The following is a 16,978-nucleotide window of genomic DNA, read 5'->3' as shown; positions in this document are numbered from 1 at the left end:
TTGCCAACAAACGCCACCTCCGTGGACATTGCACCTATGACGAACGTCGTGCTGGTGGGAACCCTGGACACCAAGGGTGTCGAGTACGGCTGGCTGCGCGAGAGGCTGCTGCGCGCCGGCGTCGAAGTGGTGCTGGTGGACACGGGGATCATGGGAGAGCCCCGGGTGACCGCGGACGTGCCGCGCGAGGAGGTGGCGCGGGCGGCGGGCACGGAACTGCCGGAACTGCGCACGGCCGCCGACCGGGGCGCGGCCGTGACCACGATGGCCCGGGGCGCCGAGGCGACCCTGTTGCGCCTGCACGCCGAGGGCCGCCTGCACGGCGTGCTCGCGATCGGGGGCAGCGGGGGCACCTCCATCGCGACGCGGGCGATGCGGGCGCTGCCGCTGGGCGTGCCGAAGATGATGGTCTCGTCGATGGCGTCCGGGGACGTGTCCCCCTACGTGGGTTCCGCGGACATCACCATGATGTACAGCGTGGTGGACATCGCCGGGATCAACAGCGTCTCGGAACCGGTGCTGGCCAATGCGGCGGAGGCGATGGCCGGGATGGCGAAGGGCTTCGCGCGTTCCGTGCTGGACCGCAGCCGGCCGGCCCGGCTGGGCGCCGGCTCGCGGCCGCTGGTGGCCGCGAGCATGGCGGGGGTGACCACGACCGGGGTGGACGCGGCCCGGGAGCGGCTGGAGCAGCTGGGGTACGAGGTCCTGGTCTTCCACGTCAGCGGCGCGGGCGGCCGCACCCTGGAGACGCTCGCCGGGCAGGGGGCGTTCGCGGGGGTGCTGGACCTGACCCTGAGCGAACTCGCCGACGACCTGTGCGGGGGCATCCTGAGCGCCGGCCCCGACCGGCTCAGCGCGGCGGGGCGGGCCGGGGTTCCGCAGGTGGTGAGCCTGGGGGCGCTGGACATGGTGAAGTTCGGCCCGATGGAGACCCTGCCCGAACGGGTGCGCTACCGCCGGGTCCGCGTCCACAACCCGTCGATCACGGTGATCCGTACGACCGAGTCGGAATGCGCCGAGCTGGGGCGGAGGGTGGCCGGCAAACTCCGCGCGGCGACCGGACCGACCGCGGTGTGCCTCCCGCTGCGCGGGCTGTCCACGCTCGGCGCGCCGGGCGGCCCGTACCACGACCCGGGCGCCGACCTGGCGCTGTTCTCGGCGCTGCGCGAGGGGCTGCGGGGCAGCGCGGCCCGGCTCTACGACTACGACACCCACATCAACGACCCGTCCTTCGGGCGGGCGGCTGCCGACCGGCTGCACGCCATGATCGGGGCGGTGGCGGCGGCGGCCTGACCACGCTCCGGGACACGCGGCGGGGTGGGGAACCGGCCGTGGCGGAAAGCCGTCCTCCGGAGGGAACAGACCGCGGCGGCCGGCCCGGTTCGACGACCGGCCGGCCGCCGCGGGCGGCCGGCGACGCCACGGACGGGGGCGCAGGATGGGCAACGGGTGGACGGTACCCGGCTATACCGAGGTCCGGGAGCTCGGCGCGGGCGGCAGCGGCCGGGTCGTGCTCGCGCTCCACGACGCCACGGGCACCGCGGTCGCGGTGAAGTACCTCAGCGAGCGGATGCGCGAGGACCCGGCCTTCGTACGGGAATTCCGCGCGGAGGCCCGGCTGCTGGGCGGGCTCGTGTCGCCGTACGTGGTGGGCCTGTACGAGTACGTGGAGGCACCGGGCGGCGCGGCGATCGTGATGGAGCTGGTCGACGGGATCTCCCTGCGCGCGGTGATGCGGGAGTCGGGGCCGGCGGACGCCGAGGCCGCGCTGGTGGTGCTGAAGGGCTCCCTGCTCGGGCTGGCCGCGGCCCACCGGGCCGGTGTCGTGCACCGCGACTACAAGCCGGAGAACGTCCTGGTCGCACCCGATGGCTCCTCCAAGCTGGTGGACTTCGGCATCGCGGCGGGCCGGGACACCACCCCGGGGGTGGCGGGCACCCCCGCCTACATGGCCCCGGAGCAGTGGCAGGGGCGGCCGGCCTCGCCGACGGCCGACGTGTACGCGGCCACCGCGACCTTCTTCGAGCTGCTGACCGGCCGCAAACCGTATGACGGGGCGAGCTTCGCGGAGCTCGCCGTCCAGCACATCGAGGCCCCGGTGCCGGAGACCGAGGCCCCCGAGCCGGTACGCCCGCTCATCCGCCGGGGGCTGGCCAAGCGGCCGGAGCAACGCCCGGAGAACGCCGAGGCGTTCGTCGCGGAGCTGGAGGCGGTGGCGGTGGCTGCCTACGGCCCCCAGTGGGAGGAGCGCGGGCAGCGCAGGCTCGCAGCACTGGCGGCCCTGCTGCCGTTGCTGTTCCCGTCCGCGGCCGGCGCGGCGGCGGGCACCACGGCGGTGGCGACGACCACGGTCGGCCGGGCCGGCTGGGCTCCCGGGCGCGGGGGCTGGCTGGCCACGGGCCTGGCCCTGGTGCTGGGCGCGCTGCTGGTGCTCACGACGGACGCGATCGGCGGCACCCCGCCCGCGGCCTCGGCGCTCAGCGACGTCGCCACGACGAGCCCGGCACCGCCCGGGTCCGCGTCGCCCGCGCCCGGGCCGTCCGCCCCGGCCCCGGCGTCGCCGTCGGCGGGCCCGTCGGCGTCCCCGTCGGCCGGTGCCACGCCGACCCCGACGCCGACGCCCACCCCGTCGCACCCGGTGAGCGCGAGCCCGTCGCCGAGCCCGACGCCCAAGCCGACGGTGACCCACTGGCCGACCCCGACGCCCTCCCCCACGCTGAGGGTGACCAAGGTCGACGTCGCGCTCAAGCCCGGGGTCTACCGGGGCGAGGCCACCGTCTCGGTGGCTGCCCAGGGCAGCGGGCCGGTCACCGTCGTACTGGAGTGGTTCCTGGGCGGCAAGCCGGGTTCGTACTCCGTTCCCGACGGCACCGACACCGTCGTCGTGCGGGCCGGCTCCCTCGCCCAGGTGGTCCAGGCCCACACCTTCAGCCGGGGCCACGGATGCTACGGCGGCGTGCGGGTCACGACCCGGCCCGCCGCGGGGAACGGCTCGGCCTCCGCTTCCCAGCTGCTGGCCCGCTGCCAGACCCAGGAGCCCACCCAGGAGCCGCCACGATGAGCGATCCGCGCGCCCCGCTGGGCCCCGATGAGGACGAGTACAGCGCCACCGTGCTCGGCAGCCACTGGTTCAGCGGTCCGCCGCCCCCGGCGGACGCCGCGCCCGACCGGGTCGAGGGTTCCGTACTGCGGTTCGGGCCGGGGGTGACGGCGGCGATGGCCCCGCCGTTCCCCGTCCACCCCGGGCCGCCCGCGCCCCGCCCGGCCGCGCGGCCGGGCGGCGGCTGGCGCCGGTACACCCTGGCCGCCGTGGTGCTCGCCGCGGTGCTCGGCTACCTGGGCTGGCAGCGGTTCGGGCCGGCCGTCGAGGTACGGGACCTGTCGGTGGCCACCGACCCGCGGGGGCCCGGGTGCGACGCGACCGCCGATGTGGTGGCCGTCGTACGCACCAACGGGCGCCCGGGAACCCTCACCTACCGCTGGGTCCGCAGCGACGGCACCCGGTCGGAGGAGCTCACGGAGCGGGTGCCCGGCGGGCGCGAGGAGGCCACCTTGCACCTCCTGTGGACCTTCCGGGGAACCGGCGGCTACCCCGCGCGCGCCGAACTCCAGCTGCTCTCGCCCGAGCGGAGGACGGCGGCGGCCGACTTCACCTACCGGTGCCCCCGGTAGCGGTGAACGCGGATCGGCCCGCGGCGGCTCCGGGGAGCCGCCGCGGGCCGATCCGCGTTCCCGTCCCCCGCCGCAACCGGGGGACGGAGTCGGTGGGAAGCGGCCGGCGGGACGGCGCCGGACGGCTCCCGGTCCGGACGGATGCCCCGTCCGGACGGTCCTCAGAACCGCGCGTGCGCGGTGATGTCGGCCTGGAACTCCCCCGTGATCGCGGGGGTGACCGTCGGCCTGGACTGCGCCACCGCCGCCAGGTAGTCCTCCGTCGTCGCGCCGAACCGTGCGGCCGCCGCACCGCGCGCGCCCACCGCCTCCAGGTCCCGCTCGAAGGACACCTGCGCGGCGATCCGCGCGGCGTGCTCGATGTCGGCGGGGGTGAACAGCTCGGTCGCCGCCACCAGCGCCGCCACGTCCACGTCGGCCCGCCCGGCCGTGTAGCGCGACCAGATCGCGGCGCGCGCCCCGGCGTCCGGGGTGCCGATCGGGATCAGGTAGTCGAAGCGGCCGGGCCGCAGGAAGGCCGGGTCGAGGGAGCGGATGGAGTTCGTCGCGCAGACGAGCAGCCGCTCGTCGCCCTCCCGGAAGCCGGGGATCAGCTTGAGCAGCTCGTTCGTCACCCCGTGGATGCCGCCCGGCTGGGCCGGCTCGGTGCGGACGGGCGCGATCTCCTCGACCTCGTCGATGAAGACGAGGACCCGCTCCAGCTCGGCGATCCGGGCGAAGGCGACGCGCAGCGCGGCGGCGAGGTTGCCCTCGTCGGCGAGGCGTGAGGGCAGCAGTTCCACGAAGGGCCAGCCCAGCCGGGAGGCGATGGCCCGGGCGAAGGTGGTCTTGCCGGTGCCGGGCGGCCCGAAGAGGGTGATCGCGCGCGGCGGCCGCACCCCGTGGGCGGCGGCCCGCTCCGGCTCGGCGAGCGGGAGCACCACGCGCCGCTCGATGAGTTCCTTCTCCTTCTCCATGCCGGCGACCTTGGCCCACAGGTCGTTGGGCAGGAAGCGGCCGCCGAGGTCGTCGAGGAGGCCTGCCGCGGGTCCGTGCAGCGGCTCGGTCTTCTCGAAGTAGGCGACGGCGGGCTGCCGGGTGTAGCCGGCGTTGAGCAGGCCCTCGCCGAGCAGGTCCTCCTCGGGCAGCACGTAGGCGATCCGGCCGACGCGGGCGGCGATCAGGCGGCGCTCCAGTTCGACGAGGAGGGCGCTGGCGAGGCCCCGGCCGCGCCATCCGGCGGCGATCGCGATCCGCATCACCCAGGCGCGTTCGCCGGTCACGCAGGCCAGGGCGGCGCCGATCGGGACGCCCTGGTGGACGGCGACGACGCAGGGCTGCCGGTCGGTCAGCGCGCTGATGCACTCGGCGAGCGAGAACACGGACTCCTGGCCCAGTTCGGCCGTGGTGTCTATGAGATGGACCACCGCCGCGAGATCGCTCTCGCGGTAGTCGTGGATGAGCCAGTTCACCGGGTACCGCCCCTCGTTCGTGCTCCTGCGGCGAGGCTAGGGGCGGGCGGGCCCGGCGTTCACGCACCGCGGTGCACAACAGCCGGGCCGGAAGTCCGCCGCGGCGTCCATAGACTGGATCTTCCGCCGAAACGGCCCGCCCGGGACGCCGCCGCCTTCGGGGCTTCCGACATGCGTGCGGCACGAGGGGCGGGCGGGGACGCCGAATACGGCCGCGGGCGGCCCGGATTCACAGGGGATTCACAGCGGCCACCGGGCCCCGGGCACAGGTTCGCCGGGGAGGCTCGGACCATGATCCCCGGCACCCTCCCACGACCGGCCGGCCGCCCCCGCGCCCCTCGGGCGGCACGGATCCCGCTCGCGCTGACCACGGTGGCCGCCCTGCTGAGCCTGGACCTCCCCGAGGCCGGGGCGCTGCCCCCGCCCGGCGTCACCGTCCGGGCCGACGCGGACGCCACGGCGGCCCGGGTGGGCGCGCTGTTCGCGGGCGGGACGGACGGCGGGCACTTCTGCACCGCTTCCGTGGTGCGCAGCACCGGCCGCGACCTGATCGCCACCGCCGCACACTGCCTGGACCACCCGGACAGCACGGTCTTCGCCCCGGGCTACCGGGACGGGGAGGCCCCGTACGGGCTGTGGCGGCTAACCGGCGTCTACACGGCCCCGGGCTGGGCGGTGGGCGAGGACCCCGACGCGGACATCGCCTTCGCGAGGGTCGTCCCGGCGGACGGCTCGGAGACCGGCGCCGTGGAGGACGTGGTCGGCGGCTTCCCGGTCGCCGTCGGGCAGCCGCGGGACGTGAGGGTGACCGTCGTCGGCTACCCGAGCACCGAGGACGCCCCGCTGCGCTGCACCAACGGGACGAGCCTGTTCTCGGCCACCCAGCGCCGGATCGGCTGCCCCGCCCTCAGCGGCGGCACCAGCGGCAGCCCCTGGCTGGTGGACGGCGCCCTGGCCGGGGTGCTGGGCGGCCACGAGGGCGGCGGCACGGTGCCGGAGGTCTCGTACAGCGCCGTCCTGGGCGGTGCGGCCCGGGAGCTCTACCGCGAGGCGGCCGGCTGATCCCCGCCCGCGGCCGGCGCCTCGCACCGGTTCGGGTCCTCGAACCAGGTCGGGTCCTCGCTCAGGGAGCGCCGTACCCGGTCCAGCGCGAAGGGCTCCAGCGGCGGCAGGGCGTCCGGGGCGAACCAGGCCACTTCCAGCAGCTCCCCGTCGGCGGCACGGGGTTCGCCGCCGGTGGCGCGGCAGCGGAAGGTGATGTCCTGGAACTGGCAGACGTCGCCGTTCGGGTAGGTGACCGGCTGGAGCATCTGGACGAGGACCACCCGTTCGGGGACGCACCGTACGGCCGTCTCCTCGTAGACCTCGCGCACGGCCGTCCCGGCGGGCTGCTCCCCCGGCTCGGCGATCCCGCCGATCACCGACCACCTGCCGCTGTCGGCCCTGCGCCCGAGCAGCACCCGGCCCCGGTCGTCGACGACGACGGCGGTGACGCCGGGCAGCAGGAGCAGCCTGTGGCCGGCGCCGCTCTCCCTGATCTCGCGGATGAACTCGGGCGTGGTCATGCCCCGACCCTACGGGGCCGTGCCGCGGCCGCCGTCGTCAGGCGGCGCGGCGGGCGCGGACCCGGCGGGTCAGCACCGCCCCGAGACCGCCGGCCGCGACCAGGAGCAGCGCGTACTCGGGCAGGGTGCCCAGGCGGGTGGCCGGGGTCTGCGAGGAGCGCAGCGGGATCTCGGCGACGAGGGCGTCGGCGGTGAACATCTCCGTCTGCCGCGTGACCTTCCCGTCGGGCTGGATGACCGCGCTGACTCCGCTGGTGACGGGGACGAGGACGGTCCGGCTGTGCTCGACGGCGCGGATCCGGTCCATGGCCAGCTGCTGGTAGGTCATCTGGGTCCGGCCGAAGGTGGCGTTGTTGCTGGGCACCGCGATGACCTGGGCGCCGGCCCGCACGGTGGAGTGGACGGCGTCGTCGAAGGCGGCCTCGTAGCAGGTGACCATGCCGATGCCGCTGCCCGCCATGTCGAAGACCCCCGGCTCCTTGCCGGGGCCGAAATCGCGGCGGACGCGGTCCACGTCGGAGCTGAAGAGCCGGACGAAGGAGCGCATCGGGATGCGCTCGCCGAAGGGCTGGATCTTGCGCTTGTCGTAGGTGTCGGTGGGGCCCTTGACGGGGTCCCACAGGATCATCGTGTTGCGCAGGAGTCCGGTTTCGGGGGCCAGTACGGAGCCGATCGCTACGGGCACGCCGATGGCCTTGACCGCGTTGTCGATGACGGCGTAGGCGTCGGGCTGGGTGTAGGGGTCGATGTCGGACGAGTTCTCCGGCCACAGGACGAAGTCGGGCTTCGGGACGCGGCCGGCCTTGACGTCCGCGGCGAGCTGGAGGGTGCGGTTCGCGTGGTTGTCGAGGACCTGGCGGCGCTGGGCGTTGAAGTCGAGTCCGGCGCGCGGCACGTTGCCCTGGATGAGGGCGGCCACGGCCGTACCGTCCTCGGCGGCGCCGGAGACCAGCGGGCGGGCGGCGAGCGCCGCGCCGACCGGGGCGGCGACGGCGAGCGCGGCGAGGGCCGCGGCGCCGCGCGTCGGGTTCCGGCGGGCGATGCGCAGGCCCTCGTACAGGCCGAAACCGCACAGGGCGACGCCGAAGGAGAGCAGCGGGGTGCCGCCGACGGCGGCGAGCGGGGTGAAGACACCGTCGGCCTGGCCGAAGGCGAGCTTGCCCCAGGAGAAGCCGCCGAAGGGCGCCCGGGCGCGCAGGGCCTCCCCGGCGACCCAGACGGCGGCGGCCCACAGGGGCCGGCCCGGCAGCCGGCTGACGAGGGCGACGCCGAGGCAGGTGAGGCCGATGAGGAGGGACTCGAGGGTGACGAGCGCGATCCAGGGGACCGGGCCGACGCCCTCGCTGGTCCACACCAGGAGCGGCAGCAGGAAACCGAGGCCGAAGAGGAAGCCGAGGCCGAAGCCGGCCCGGGCGCGGCGCCCGCGCAGGCAGCCGGCGAGCAGCGCGAGGGCGAGGGGCGCCACCCACCACAGGGGGCGGGGCGGGAAGCTGAGGTAGAGCAGGACACCGGCGAGCGCGGCCAGGGCGGCCCGAGCCGGCCGGGCACCCTTGCGCCGCCCCGGGCGGGGGCCGTCGGCGGCTTCGGGCGGGGCGACGGCTGCGCTTCGTCCGGCGGGCTGCGAGGGCTCGCTCTCGGCGGCGCGGGTGACACTGCTGCTCATTTGGCGGAGTGTACGTCCCCGCACCCCGAGGACCGGTAAGCAACCGCGCGCCACCGGGCCGGGGGCGCCTCCCCGGCGGCGCGGCGGGGTCTAGCGGGCGAGGGTGCGCAGGTGGGTGCGGATGACGCGGACGGCGTTCTCCGCGTCGTCGACGGTGACCGTGAACAGCTTGCCGTCGCCGAGCCGCAGCTCCACCCCTTCGCCGCGCCGGACGATGATGGCGGTGCCCTTCTCGGGGCGCCAGCGGTAGCCCCATCCGCCCCACTGCTGTGGGGTGATGCGCGGGCAGAACTCGGCGGAGGCCACCTCCGCGAGCCGGATCTTGCGGCGGGGCAGTCCTATGTGGCCGCAGCGCACTTCCAGGGCCTCCGCGTCGACGGTGACCGCCACGTGGACGAAGGCCAGGGTGCCGTAGAGGATCAGCAGCCCGCCGGCGATGCAGCCGACCACGGACATCAGCAGGGGGACGAATCCGGCGGTCCAGGAGCCGGCGACGGCCAGTTGCACGCCCAGTGCGAGACAGGCCGCACCGGCTGCGGCGAGCAGCCACTGCACCCGGTTGGAGGCCCGGCCCGTCCAGAGCGGACCTGGGGGGTGACCCGTCATGAGCAGCAGCGTACTCAGCTTCCGCATGAGCGCCACCACCTCTGCGCCACTCGGCGCATCGTGCCGGGGAGGGCTGGTACCTGCCCGCTCTTGACCTCAACCAAACTTGAGGTTCTACGGTCGTGCACATGACGAACCAGACGTACCACGAGACGACTTCCGCGGCTCCCGAGCGCTACCGCATGGCGGTGGTCCCGCACATCATGGTCGCCGACGCGCCCGAGGCGCTCTCCTTCTACACGCGGGCCTTCGGGGCCGTCGAGGAGTTCCGCCTCCCCGCCCCGGGCGGTGGGGTGCTGCACGCCGAGATCCGGGTCGGCGGGGCGGTGCTGATGCTCGGCGACGCGGCCGAGGGCCACTTCGCCTCCCCCGCCTCGCTCGGCGGCACCTCGACGGCCCTGCACGTGTACGTCCCGGACGTGGACGCCCTCGTACGGACGGCCGTGGCGGCCGGAGCGGAACTGCTCCAGGCACCGGCGGACCAGTTCCACGGGGACCGCACCGCCGTCCTCCGCGACCCGTCCGGGCACGTGTGGGTGTTCCTGACCCACCTGGAGGACGTCTCCGGGGAGGAACTGGCCGCACGGGCGGCGGCGGCCTGAGCGGGTGCCGACGGTCGTGCGGGCCGGTCCGAAAGGATCAGCTCCGCGGCCCTTCCGGGGAACGCCCGGGCTCCGGCCCCAGAAGGTGCGGACCATAGGCTGCGGCCATGGAATCGTTGATCGCTGCCGTCCGTGAGCAGGAAGACGCTGCCCGTTTTCTCGCTTGGCCGGGTGACTTCGACCTGGACCGGGGCGACCACGTCGAAGAAGTGCACCTCGCCTCGGGCGCCGCGCTCGAGGGCTTCGCAGGCGACGGTGCCGGCGGCACGTACTTCTTCTGCGGTGAAGGCGGCGAAGAACGTCCCGTCCTCTATGCCGACTCCGAAGGCGGTGCCGCTCTGATCGCCATCGGCCTGCCCGAGCTGGTGCGGCTGCTGCTGGCCGTCCCTTGGCGGCGTGACTGCCGGGCGTTCACGGACGAGGAGAGTCGCCGGCTTGCGGCTGACCATCTGGAGGACGTGCCGGACCTCGTGCCCCGGAGAGACCGCGCCGCCGCAGCCCTCGGCCTCGACCTACCGCGTCAGACAGAGGCCCTGGCCCGCCTGAGGGAGGTGGCCACCCGGCTGGGGGAAGACTTCGTTCTGATCTACACGCCAGAGGGACACCCCTACGAGCCGCTCTTCGCCCCATGAGCCGCGCCACGGGCTCACCGACTGGGCGGAGAGGTCCGTCACCGGCCCGCCGGACAGGTCAGACGGGCAGGAGGGCGGTCAGGGCGTCGCGCAGGGCCGGGCGGCGGATCGTCACGAAGCGGTGCAGGGCCCGCGAGCCGAGGGCCACGCGCTGGGCGCTGCGGCGGCGCTCCGCGTCGTACGCGCGCAGGGCGGCGGGCAGACCGGTTCGGCCGTGGGCGGCGACGGCCCGGGTGAGGGCCTCGGCGTCGAGGAGGGCGGTGCAGGCGCCCTGGCCCAGGTTCGGGGTCATGGCGTGCGCGGCGTCGCCGACCAGGGCGATCCGGCCGGCTGTGACGAAGGCGGGGAGCGCCGGGTGGAGGTGGCGCATCTCGTACCGGATCCAGCCGGCGGGGTCGGTCTCGGCGAGCAGGCGCGGGACCGGGTCGTGCCAGCCCTCGAAGGCAGCCCTCAGCCCGTCGGCGGTGGTGGCCTCGGGGACGGCGGCGTACCAGTTGGTGCGGCCGGGCTCGACGGGGGTGATTCCAAAAAAGCGCCCGTCACCCCAGGTCTCCCCGTGGACCGCGGTCTCGAAGTCCGCGATGCCGATCCAGGCGACGGTGCCGATGGCGCGCACTCCGCTGCGGGTGCCGAAGTGGGCGGTGCGGACGGTGCTGTTGATGCCGTCGGCGCCGACGACGAGGTCGGCGTCGAGGGCGCGGGGATCGGTGAGGCGCCGCCCGTACTCGACGTCCGTACCGCCGAGCCGGCCGAGCGCGGTGAGGAGCTCGTCGATCAGGTGCGGCCGGGAGACGAGCAGTTCCGGGCGGCCCGCCTTGCGCTCGACGCGTTCGAGCGGGAGGGCGGCGAGCACCCTGCCGTCCGGACGCCGGATGTGGGCCCGGCGGTAGGGCAGCGCCCGCGCGAGGGCTTCGCCCAGGCCGAGCCGGTCCAGGGCGGACTGGGCGGTGGGGTGGATGCCGAAGGCGGTGCCGTAGCGCTCCGGGGCGGTACGGCCTTCCAGGACGCGCACGGACCAGCCCGCGCAGCGGAGTCCGGTCGCGGTGGCGAGTCCGCCGACGCCGGCGCCGACGACGACGGCCGTGCCGGGGGCGCCGCTCCGGCGGCCCCGGCCGTTCCCGGAGGCGTTGTCGGCACGCTCCCCGTCCTAGCCGTTCCGGTCGGCCTTGCCCTTCCGGTCGGTCTTGCCGTTCCGGTCGTTCCGGTCGTTCCGGTCGTTCGCCATGACGTGCCCTTCGATCCGTCGGACGTACAGAGCAGGGCCACACCACCACAGGCGTGGTACATCATTCGTGGTACCACGCCTGTGGTTATCCTGGCAAGGTGAATCAGGACCGGAGGGACCGGCTGCGCGACGCGGCCATCGCGGTGCTGGCCGAGGCGGGTGGGCGCGGGCTCACCCATCGGGCCGTCGACGCGGCCGCGGGCGTGCCGCTGGGCACGGCCAAGAACTACTTCCCGACCCGCGACGCGCTCCTGCGGGCCGTGGCCGAGCGCTGCCTGGAGCAGTACCGGGCCCTGACCGCCGCGCCGGCGGCAGCCGGGCCGGGGCCCTCGGACCGGGCGGGGCTGGCGGCGCTGCTGGCCGGCCTGATGCGGGACGTGGCCGGGCCGGGGCGGCCGCGCCTGCTGGCCTACCTGGAGCTGCGGACCGAAGCCACCCGGCGGCCCTGGCTGGCCGGGCTGCTGGACCCGATCGCCGCCGGGGACTTCGCCGCGTACCGGGCCCTGCTGGCCGGAGCCGGCCTCCCGGCCGGGGCGGAGCAGGCCCGCACCCTCACCCTCTCCCTGCACGGCGCGATCCCGCACCTGCTGGCGGGAACCCCGGACGCGCTGGCCGCGGCCGGGCTCGACGACCTCGACGGCTTCACGCGCGGCCTGCTGGCCTCCGTGTGCCCCGGGGTGCGCGGCGAGGAGGCCCGGTGACGACCCGGCTGGACCGCGCCGTGGGCGCCGTACTGGGCTCGGCCGCGGGTGACGCGCTGGGGGCTCCGTACGAGTTCGGGCCCGCGGGGCAACTGAGCGCGCGGGGCGCCGAGATGCGCGGGGGCGGCGGCTGGGATCCGGGCGAGGCGACGGACGACACCCAGATGGCGGTCCTCGTCGCCGAGTCCCTGCTGGAGCACGGCGGGCTCGAACTCCCCGACATCTTCGGCCGCTTCCAGCGGTGGGCCGCCGGGCAGCCCAAGGACATCGGGCTCCAGACCGAGGACGTGCTGTCCAACGGTCTGCCCTGGGATCTGGCCGCCGCCCACCACTTCCAGGTCAACGCCCGGGCCGCGGGCAATGGTTCCCTCATGCGGGCCGCCGGCTCGGCGGTGTACTTCGCGGCCGCCGGCCGGGAGGCCTCCATGGACGCGGCCCGGCGGATCGCGACCCTCACGCACGGCGACCGGGCCGCCTGGGAGGGCACCGCCCTCCTGCACGAGCTCGTACGGGTGGCCCTGGACGGCGGTGATCCGCTGGACGCGCTCCCGGAGGCGCTGGAGGCGGTGCACCCGGACCATCGCGACCGGTACGCCCGTGTGCTCGCCCCCGACTGGCATCCGGGGCTGGCCACCGAGTTCAACGGGGCGGTGTGGCCCTGCCTGGGCTCGGCGGTGTGGGCCCTGCGCACGGCCGGCGGGTTCGCGGAAGCCGTGCGGGCCGCCGTGGACCTGGGCGGCGACACCGACACGGTCGCCGCCGTGACCGGGACCCTGGCCGGCGCCGTGTACGGGCAGGCGGCGGTCCCGGAACGGTGACGGGCCCGCTGCACGTGCCGCTGCCCGGCTTCGGCGACCGGGTCCTGGACGCCGAAGCGCTGCGTGACCTGGCCCGGCGCCTCGCGGGAACGGGCTGAGGCCCGCCGGCCCGACCTGGCTCGGCGGCTCGCGGGGACAGGCTGAGGCCCGCCGCCGCCCGCCGGTCCGGCGCGCCCGGGTGGCGGTTGCGGACCGGCCGCCGCACCCCCGGACGGGCGGCGTCCCGCCGGGGAGCCCGGGTCAGCCGCAGCCGCAGCCCCCGCAGCCGCCACCTCCTCCGCAGCCGCCCCCGCAGCTGCTGGAGCTGCCGGAGCTGCCCGCCCCGGTGGTGCCGGCGGTCCCGGAGGCCGTGGCCCGCTGCGCCTTCGTCGTACTGCGGGAGGCCTGTTTCAGCAGCCGCTCCTGCTCCCTGCGGCGTTCCTCGTCCCGCTTCCGCCTTCCCTCGGCGGACGCGCGGTAGGAGGACCCGGCCGGGTTCCAGGGGCCGAGCCCGTGCCGGCGGCGGGGCTGCAGGGACACGCCCGCGACCTGGCCGGTGATGCCGCCGTAGCCCTCGTGCACGGCGTACTCCAGGATGACCTCGCCGCCCTCGTACGGCACCCCCTGGAGCAGCGCCTCGAAGGGTTCGGCGCGGGCGTCGATGTCGTGCAGCCCGTCCCGGGGCAGGCCCGCCGTCCCCGCGGCCAGCAGGCGCGAGCCCTCGAGGGTGTCCCCGTCCCGGGGGCGGTAGCAGGCCAGGGGCCGGCCCGTCGTGTCGTCGGCGTCCGGCAGCAGCCAGAAGTGCCCCGAGGGGGAGATCCGTACGCCGACGACCCGCACCGGCTGGTTCCCGGCGTACAGGCGGCGCGTGGCCCGGTCGGCGGCCCAGCCCCGGCCCAGGAGGGTGCTCCCGAGCACCACCAGGACCAGGGCCAGGCACTGCTGGCCGACGGCGTCGTAGGGATGGTCGCCGGGGCCGGTCCCGAGGTCGTCGAGGAGGCCGTCCACGAGGACGACGACGGCGAACAGGCAGAGGAGGCCCCCGCCCATGATCCGCCTGTTGCCGCGCCCCTCCTGGCCGTGCGGCATCCGCTCGGGAAGCGGGAAGCGGGCCGCTCCGGCGGCGTCGAGGAACAGCCGCTCCTGCCGGCGCCGGGCCCACAGCCGCAGCAGCGACCCGGCCAGCGCCCAGGAGGCCAGGAGACACACGAGGACGGCCGCCGGGCCCCGTGACAGGGCGGCGGCCGACTCCGCCACGAGCACGGCGGCGGCCACGGCGGCCGCGCCGGGCAGGAACCGGTACCACAGGGGCAGGGCCACCAGCAGCACCGCCGCCGGATAGAACCGCCACGACGTGCCCACTGGACCGGCCGGCCCCCCGTCACGGAGGGCCAGCACGAGTGAGACGGTCACCAGGACGGCGAGAATCCAACTCCCCGCACAAGGAGCGAAGATGACCGGGGTCCGGGCCTTGCGCCAGCGCTCGGACTCCTCGACGCCCCATGTCCGCACATCACTTGCCGGTATCACCCCGGCGGGAAGGTGCTTGGCATAGGCAATCACAGGCCCAGTATGCGAGCCCGGGCCGCCCCGCGTAACCGCCTTTCGCCGTCCGCCCCGTCAGGGGGCTCCGGCCGCCGGGGCCGGCGCGCATCGGTCGACAGTTTCCCTTCACGCGTGCCCACCGATCCGGCACTTCCGGCGCCGGCCGCACCCGCCCAGGATGAGGACCGCGCACCCGGCGCCCCGGCCCCTCGGCCCCGGCCCGCGCACCACCGACACCGGAGAACGGACGCACATGAAGTACCGCCCCCTGGGGAGCACCACGGTCAGCGCGATCGCCCTGGGCGCCATGCCCCTGTCCATCGAGAACCGCCCGGACGAGGCGCGGGCAGTCGCGACCGTCCACGCCGCCCTCGACGCCGGCATCACGCTCATCGACACGGCCGACAGCTACCACTGGCACCCCGACGAGCGCGGCCACAACGAACTCCTCGTCGCCCGCGCCCTGGCCCGCTACGGCGGCGACACCTCCCACGTCCTGGTCGCCACCAAGGGGGGCCGGGGCCGCACCGGCGACGGCGGCTGGACCGTCACCGGCACCCCCGCCCACCTCAAGCGAGCCGCCGAGGACTCCCTCAGGCGCCTGGGAGTGGAGTCCATCGGCCTCTACCAGCTGCACAAGCCCGACCCCGACGTGCCCTGGGCGGAATCGGTCGGCGCCCTGCGCGAGCTCCTCGACGCCGGCACCATCCGCAGCGCGGGCATCTCCAACGTGACCACCGGCCAGATCCGCGAGGCCCATGCCGTCCTCGGTGACGCGCTCGTCTGCGTGCAGAACCAGTACTCCCCCGCGGTCCGCGACGCCGAGCCCGAGCTGGAGCTGAGCACCCGGCTCGGCCTGGCCTTCCTGCCCTGGAGCCCGCTGGGCGGCATCTCCCGCAGCTCCCTGGACGGCCCGTCCGGCCCCACCTCCGCGGGAACCGCCTTCCACCGCGTCGCGGCCGAACGCGGCGTCAGTCCGCAGCGGATCGCCCTGGCCTGGCTGCTGGCCCGCTCCCCGAGGGTCATCCCCGTGCCGGGAGCCAGCCGTCCGGCTTCGGTCCAGGACTCGGCCCGGGCCACGGAGATCGAGCTCGAGGCGGCGGAACTGGCCGAGCTGGAGGCGGCGCTGCCGGACCGCGGGACCGGCGCCTGATCCGGGACGTCGGGGCGGCGGGGGCTCAGTGCTGGTGGACCCGCTCCAGTTCCGCGAGGAGCCGGCCTTCGGCATAGGCGAGGGCGGCGTGCGGGAGGGCGGCGGTCCGCCCGCTGTGCAGTACGGTCAGCCCGCCGGTGGGGGGCAGTTCCGGCGCGGGCCCGATGCCGATGCGGCGCAGCGCCTGCACGGCGACGGCCTCGGCGGAACCGTAGAACCTGAGCTCCGCTCCCCCGGTGCGGGCGGCGAGGGCGGCCCGGACGGCCTCCTCGACGAGCTCGTAGTGGGTGCAGCCGAGGACCACGTCCGTGACGTCGGCCGGGGTGAGCTCGGCGGCGGCTGCGACCGTGCGCGCGATGGCCGCCTCGTCACCGGCCTCGACGGCGTCGGCCAGTCCCGGGCAGGGCACCTCGGTGACGCGGGCCCCCGCGGCGAAGTCGCGGATCAGCCCGCGCTGGTACGGGCTGCCGGTGGTGGCGGGGGTGGCCCAGATGGCCACCCGCCCACCGGCGGCCGCGGCGGGCTTGATCGCCGGCACGGTGCCGATGACGGGGATCCCGGGCTCCAGCTCGGCCCGCAGCGCGGGCAGGGAGTGCACGGAGGCGGTGTTGCAGGCCACGATGAGCGCGTCCGGGCCGAGCGCGGCGGCGGCCCGGGCGACGGCGCGCGCCCGCTCGGTGAGATCGGCGGGCGTACGGGGGCCCCAGGGCATCCCGTCAGGGTCGGAGGACAGCAGCAGATCGGCGTCGGGCCGCAGCCGACGCGTCGCGGCGGCCGCAGCGAGGAGGCCGATTCCCGAGTCCATGAGCGCGATCTTCACCTGGTCACCTTAGTCGACTTACCCACCGCACCGGCGAACCCGCGCCCCGCGCACCCGGCCCGCGGCGCGTCCCCGCGACCCCCGCCCAGGGCCCTCACCAGCACGGAACCCCCTTACCAGGCCCCACGGCCCCGGCCGAAGTCCGGTTCCGATGGCCACGGCACGCCGGGACGCGGGGCACGGTCCGGGTTCCGGGCGGGGCACGGTCCGGGTTCCGGCCCGACAGGGCAGCACAAGGCCGGGTCGGGTTCCGGGCCGGGCCGAGCCGGGCGGGCCGCTTTCCGGACCCGGCGCGGCAAGACCGGTCCGGGTTCCGGGCCGATCCGGCCGAGCCGCTTTCCGGACCCGGCGCGGTAGGGCCGAAGGCCGGTCCGGGTTCCGGGGCCCGGCAGGGTCGGGCGGCGGCCTGGAATCCGGGCCGGGGCCGGGCCGCGGAAGGCCCGCAGGGGGCCTGCGCGGAGCCGGTGCCGCTCCCGGTGTCGGCAACAGCGACCCGGCACCGGCCGCCGCCTGCCGTGCCGGCCTTCGCCCGCCGTCCCGTCCCCG

The 16,978-nt window shown here is 75.9% G+C and carries 14 protein-coding genes and 2 pseudogenes; 9 read left to right on the top strand and 7 right to left on the bottom strand.

From position 1 onward, the window contains the following. The first annotated feature begins 36 nt into the window (after positions 1-36). The 3 genes from ACZ51S_RS01970 to ACZ51S_RS01960 all read left to right on the top strand — a co-directional run bounded on the left by ACZ51S_RS01970 (position 37) and on the right by ACZ51S_RS01960 (position 3,672). Positions 37-1,293 (top strand): Tm-1-like ATP-binding domain-containing protein, encoded by a 1,257-nt coding sequence (locus tag ACZ51S_RS01970; RefSeq protein WP_468476189.1) that lies wholly within the window; start codon positions 37-39, stop codon positions 1,291-1,293. Positions 1,294-1,438: 145 nt separating this feature from the next. Next, positions 1,439-3,061 carry a serine/threonine-protein kinase gene (locus ACZ51S_RS01965; RefSeq protein ID WP_468959284.1) on the top strand — a complete coding sequence of 541 codons (1,623 nt, stop codon included), beginning with the start codon at positions 1,439-1,441 and terminating at the stop codon, positions 3,059-3,061. Next, complete coding sequence (locus ACZ51S_RS01960) at positions 3,058-3,672, top strand: hypothetical protein (protein ID WP_468885285.1); 615 nt, start codon at positions 3,058-3,060, stop codon at positions 3,670-3,672. Before ACZ51S_RS01965 ends, ACZ51S_RS01960 begins: the two co-directional genes overlap by 4 nt. Positions 3,673-3,833: 161 nt before the next feature. Here the strand turns inward: ACZ51S_RS01960 and ACZ51S_RS01955 are convergent, their stop codons facing one another. Beyond that, positions 3,834-5,123, bottom strand: a complete 1,290-nt coding sequence (locus ACZ51S_RS01955) for an ATP-binding protein (protein WP_388936679.1) — start codon at positions 5,121-5,123, stop codon at positions 3,834-3,836. A 291-nt stretch (positions 5,124-5,414) separates the two neighbouring features. Between ACZ51S_RS01955 and ACZ51S_RS01950 the strand changes: the two genes are divergently transcribed. Continuing rightward, the gene (locus ACZ51S_RS01950) at positions 5,415-6,185 is read left to right on the top strand and encodes a trypsin-like serine peptidase (RefSeq protein ID WP_468476186.1); all 771 of its coding nucleotides are present in this window, start codon (positions 5,415-5,417) and stop codon (positions 6,183-6,185) included. On the opposite strand, the gene ACZ51S_RS01945 is transcribed toward ACZ51S_RS01950, so the two are convergent. The 3 genes from ACZ51S_RS01945 to ACZ51S_RS01935 all read right to left on the bottom strand — a co-directional run bounded on the left by ACZ51S_RS01945 (position 6,164) and on the right by ACZ51S_RS01935 (position 8,957). Further along, the gene (locus tag ACZ51S_RS01945; RefSeq protein WP_468476185.1) at positions 6,164-6,688 is read right to left on the bottom strand and encodes an NUDIX hydrolase; all 525 of its coding nucleotides are present in this window, start codon (positions 6,686-6,688) and stop codon (positions 6,164-6,166) included. The two genes, ACZ51S_RS01950 and ACZ51S_RS01945, sit on opposite strands and share 22 nt — an antisense overlap. 37 nt (positions 6,689-6,725) lie before the next feature. Continuing rightward, on the bottom strand, positions 6,726-8,351 hold the full coding sequence (gene lnt, locus ACZ51S_RS01940; protein ID WP_468959282.1) for an apolipoprotein N-acyltransferase: 1,626 nt from the start codon (positions 8,349-8,351) through the stop codon (positions 6,726-6,728). Between the two features lie 90 nt (positions 8,352-8,441). Further along, positions 8,442-8,957, bottom strand: coding sequence for a hypothetical protein (locus tag ACZ51S_RS01935; protein ID WP_388937486.1), 516 nt, complete (start codon positions 8,955-8,957; stop codon positions 8,442-8,444). A 128-nt stretch (positions 8,958-9,085) separates the two neighbouring features. On the opposite strand from ACZ51S_RS01935, the gene ACZ51S_RS01930 reads away from it, so the two are divergent. Both ACZ51S_RS01930 and ACZ51S_RS01925 read left to right on the top strand, forming a co-directional pair. After that, entirely contained in the window at positions 9,086-9,559 is a 474-nt protein-coding gene (locus tag ACZ51S_RS01930; protein ID WP_468476183.1) for a VOC family protein, read from the top strand. A 107-nt stretch (positions 9,560-9,666) separates the two neighbouring features. Further along, positions 9,667-10,191 carry a hypothetical protein gene (locus tag ACZ51S_RS01925; RefSeq protein ID WP_468959280.1) on the top strand — a complete coding sequence of 175 codons (525 nt, stop codon included), beginning with the start codon at positions 9,667-9,669 and terminating at the stop codon, positions 10,189-10,191. A 58-nt stretch (positions 10,192-10,249) separates the two neighbouring features. Here the strand turns inward: ACZ51S_RS01925 and ACZ51S_RS01920 are convergent. Continuing rightward, positions 10,250-11,278, bottom strand: a pseudogene (locus tag ACZ51S_RS01920) (FAD-dependent oxidoreductase); the annotation flags it as partial. A 236-nt stretch (positions 11,279-11,514) separates the two neighbouring features. Between ACZ51S_RS01920 and ACZ51S_RS01915 the strand changes: the two are divergent. Then, positions 11,515-12,117, top strand: coding sequence for a TetR/AcrR family transcriptional regulator (locus tag ACZ51S_RS01915; RefSeq protein WP_468959278.1), 603 nt, complete (start codon positions 11,515-11,517; stop codon positions 12,115-12,117). Between the two features lie 8 nt (positions 12,118-12,125). Continuing rightward, a pseudogene (locus ACZ51S_RS01910) lies at positions 12,126-13,033 on the top strand (ADP-ribosylglycohydrolase family protein). 142 nt (positions 13,034-13,175) lie between these two features. Here the strand turns inward: ACZ51S_RS01910 and ACZ51S_RS01905 are convergent. Next, positions 13,176-14,327 (bottom strand): hypothetical protein, encoded by a 1,152-nt coding sequence (locus ACZ51S_RS01905; RefSeq protein WP_468801764.1) that lies wholly within the window; start codon positions 14,325-14,327, stop codon positions 13,176-13,178. Between the two features lie 385 nt (positions 14,328-14,712). On the opposite strand from ACZ51S_RS01905, the gene ACZ51S_RS01900 reads away from it, so the two are divergent. After that, positions 14,713-15,612 carry an aldo/keto reductase gene (locus ACZ51S_RS01900; protein WP_468476208.1) on the top strand — a complete coding sequence of 300 codons (900 nt, stop codon included), beginning with the start codon at positions 14,713-14,715 and terminating at the stop codon, positions 15,610-15,612. A gap of 25 nt (positions 15,613-15,637) precedes the next feature. On the opposite strand, the gene ACZ51S_RS01895 is transcribed toward ACZ51S_RS01900, so the two are convergent. After that, a complete protein-coding gene (locus tag ACZ51S_RS01895; RefSeq protein ID WP_468801763.1) occupies positions 15,638-16,432 on the bottom strand; it encodes a glutamate racemase in 795 nt (264 codons plus the stop codon). Between the last annotated feature and the right edge of the window lie 546 nt (positions 16,433-16,978).

The sequence above is a fragment of the Streptomyces sp. NPDC034043 genome (genome assembly GCF_055575675.1).
The sequence above is the reverse complement of the archived record's forward strand: the minus strand, read 5'-3'. Positions and strand labels throughout refer to the sequence as shown.

Bases quoted from the DNA above. Each gene is read 5' to 3' on its own strand.
- ACZ51S_RS01970 (WP_468476189.1), top strand. From the start codon at position 37: ATGACGAACGTCGTGCTGGTGGGAACCCTGGACACCAAGGGTGTCGAG.
- ACZ51S_RS01965 (WP_468959284.1), top strand. From the start codon at position 1,439: ATGGGCAACGGGTGGACGGTACCCGGCTATACCGAGGTCCGGGAGCTC.
- ACZ51S_RS01960 (WP_468885285.1), top strand. From the start codon at position 3,058: ATGAGCGATCCGCGCGCCCCGCTGGGCCCCGATGAGGACGAGTACAGC.
- ACZ51S_RS01950 (WP_468476186.1), top strand. From the start codon at position 5,415: ATGATCCCCGGCACCCTCCCACGACCGGCCGGCCGCCCCCGCGCCCCT.
- ACZ51S_RS01945 (WP_468476185.1), bottom strand. From the start codon at position 6,688: ATGACCACGCCCGAGTTCATCCGCGAGATCAGGGAGAGCGGCGCCGGC.
- lnt (WP_468959282.1), bottom strand. From the start codon at position 8,351: ATGAGCAGCAGTGTCACCCGCGCCGCCGAGAGCGAGCCCTCGCAGCCC.
- ACZ51S_RS01935 (WP_388937486.1), bottom strand. From the start codon at position 8,957: ATGACGGGTCACCCCCCAGGTCCGCTCTGGACGGGCCGGGCCTCCAAC.
- ACZ51S_RS01930 (WP_468476183.1), top strand. From the start codon at position 9,086: ATGACGAACCAGACGTACCACGAGACGACTTCCGCGGCTCCCGAGCGC.
- ACZ51S_RS01925 (WP_468959280.1), top strand. From the start codon at position 9,667: ATGGAATCGTTGATCGCTGCCGTCCGTGAGCAGGAAGACGCTGCCCGT.
- ACZ51S_RS01900 (WP_468476208.1), top strand. From the start codon at position 14,713: ATGAAGTACCGCCCCCTGGGGAGCACCACGGTCAGCGCGATCGCCCTG.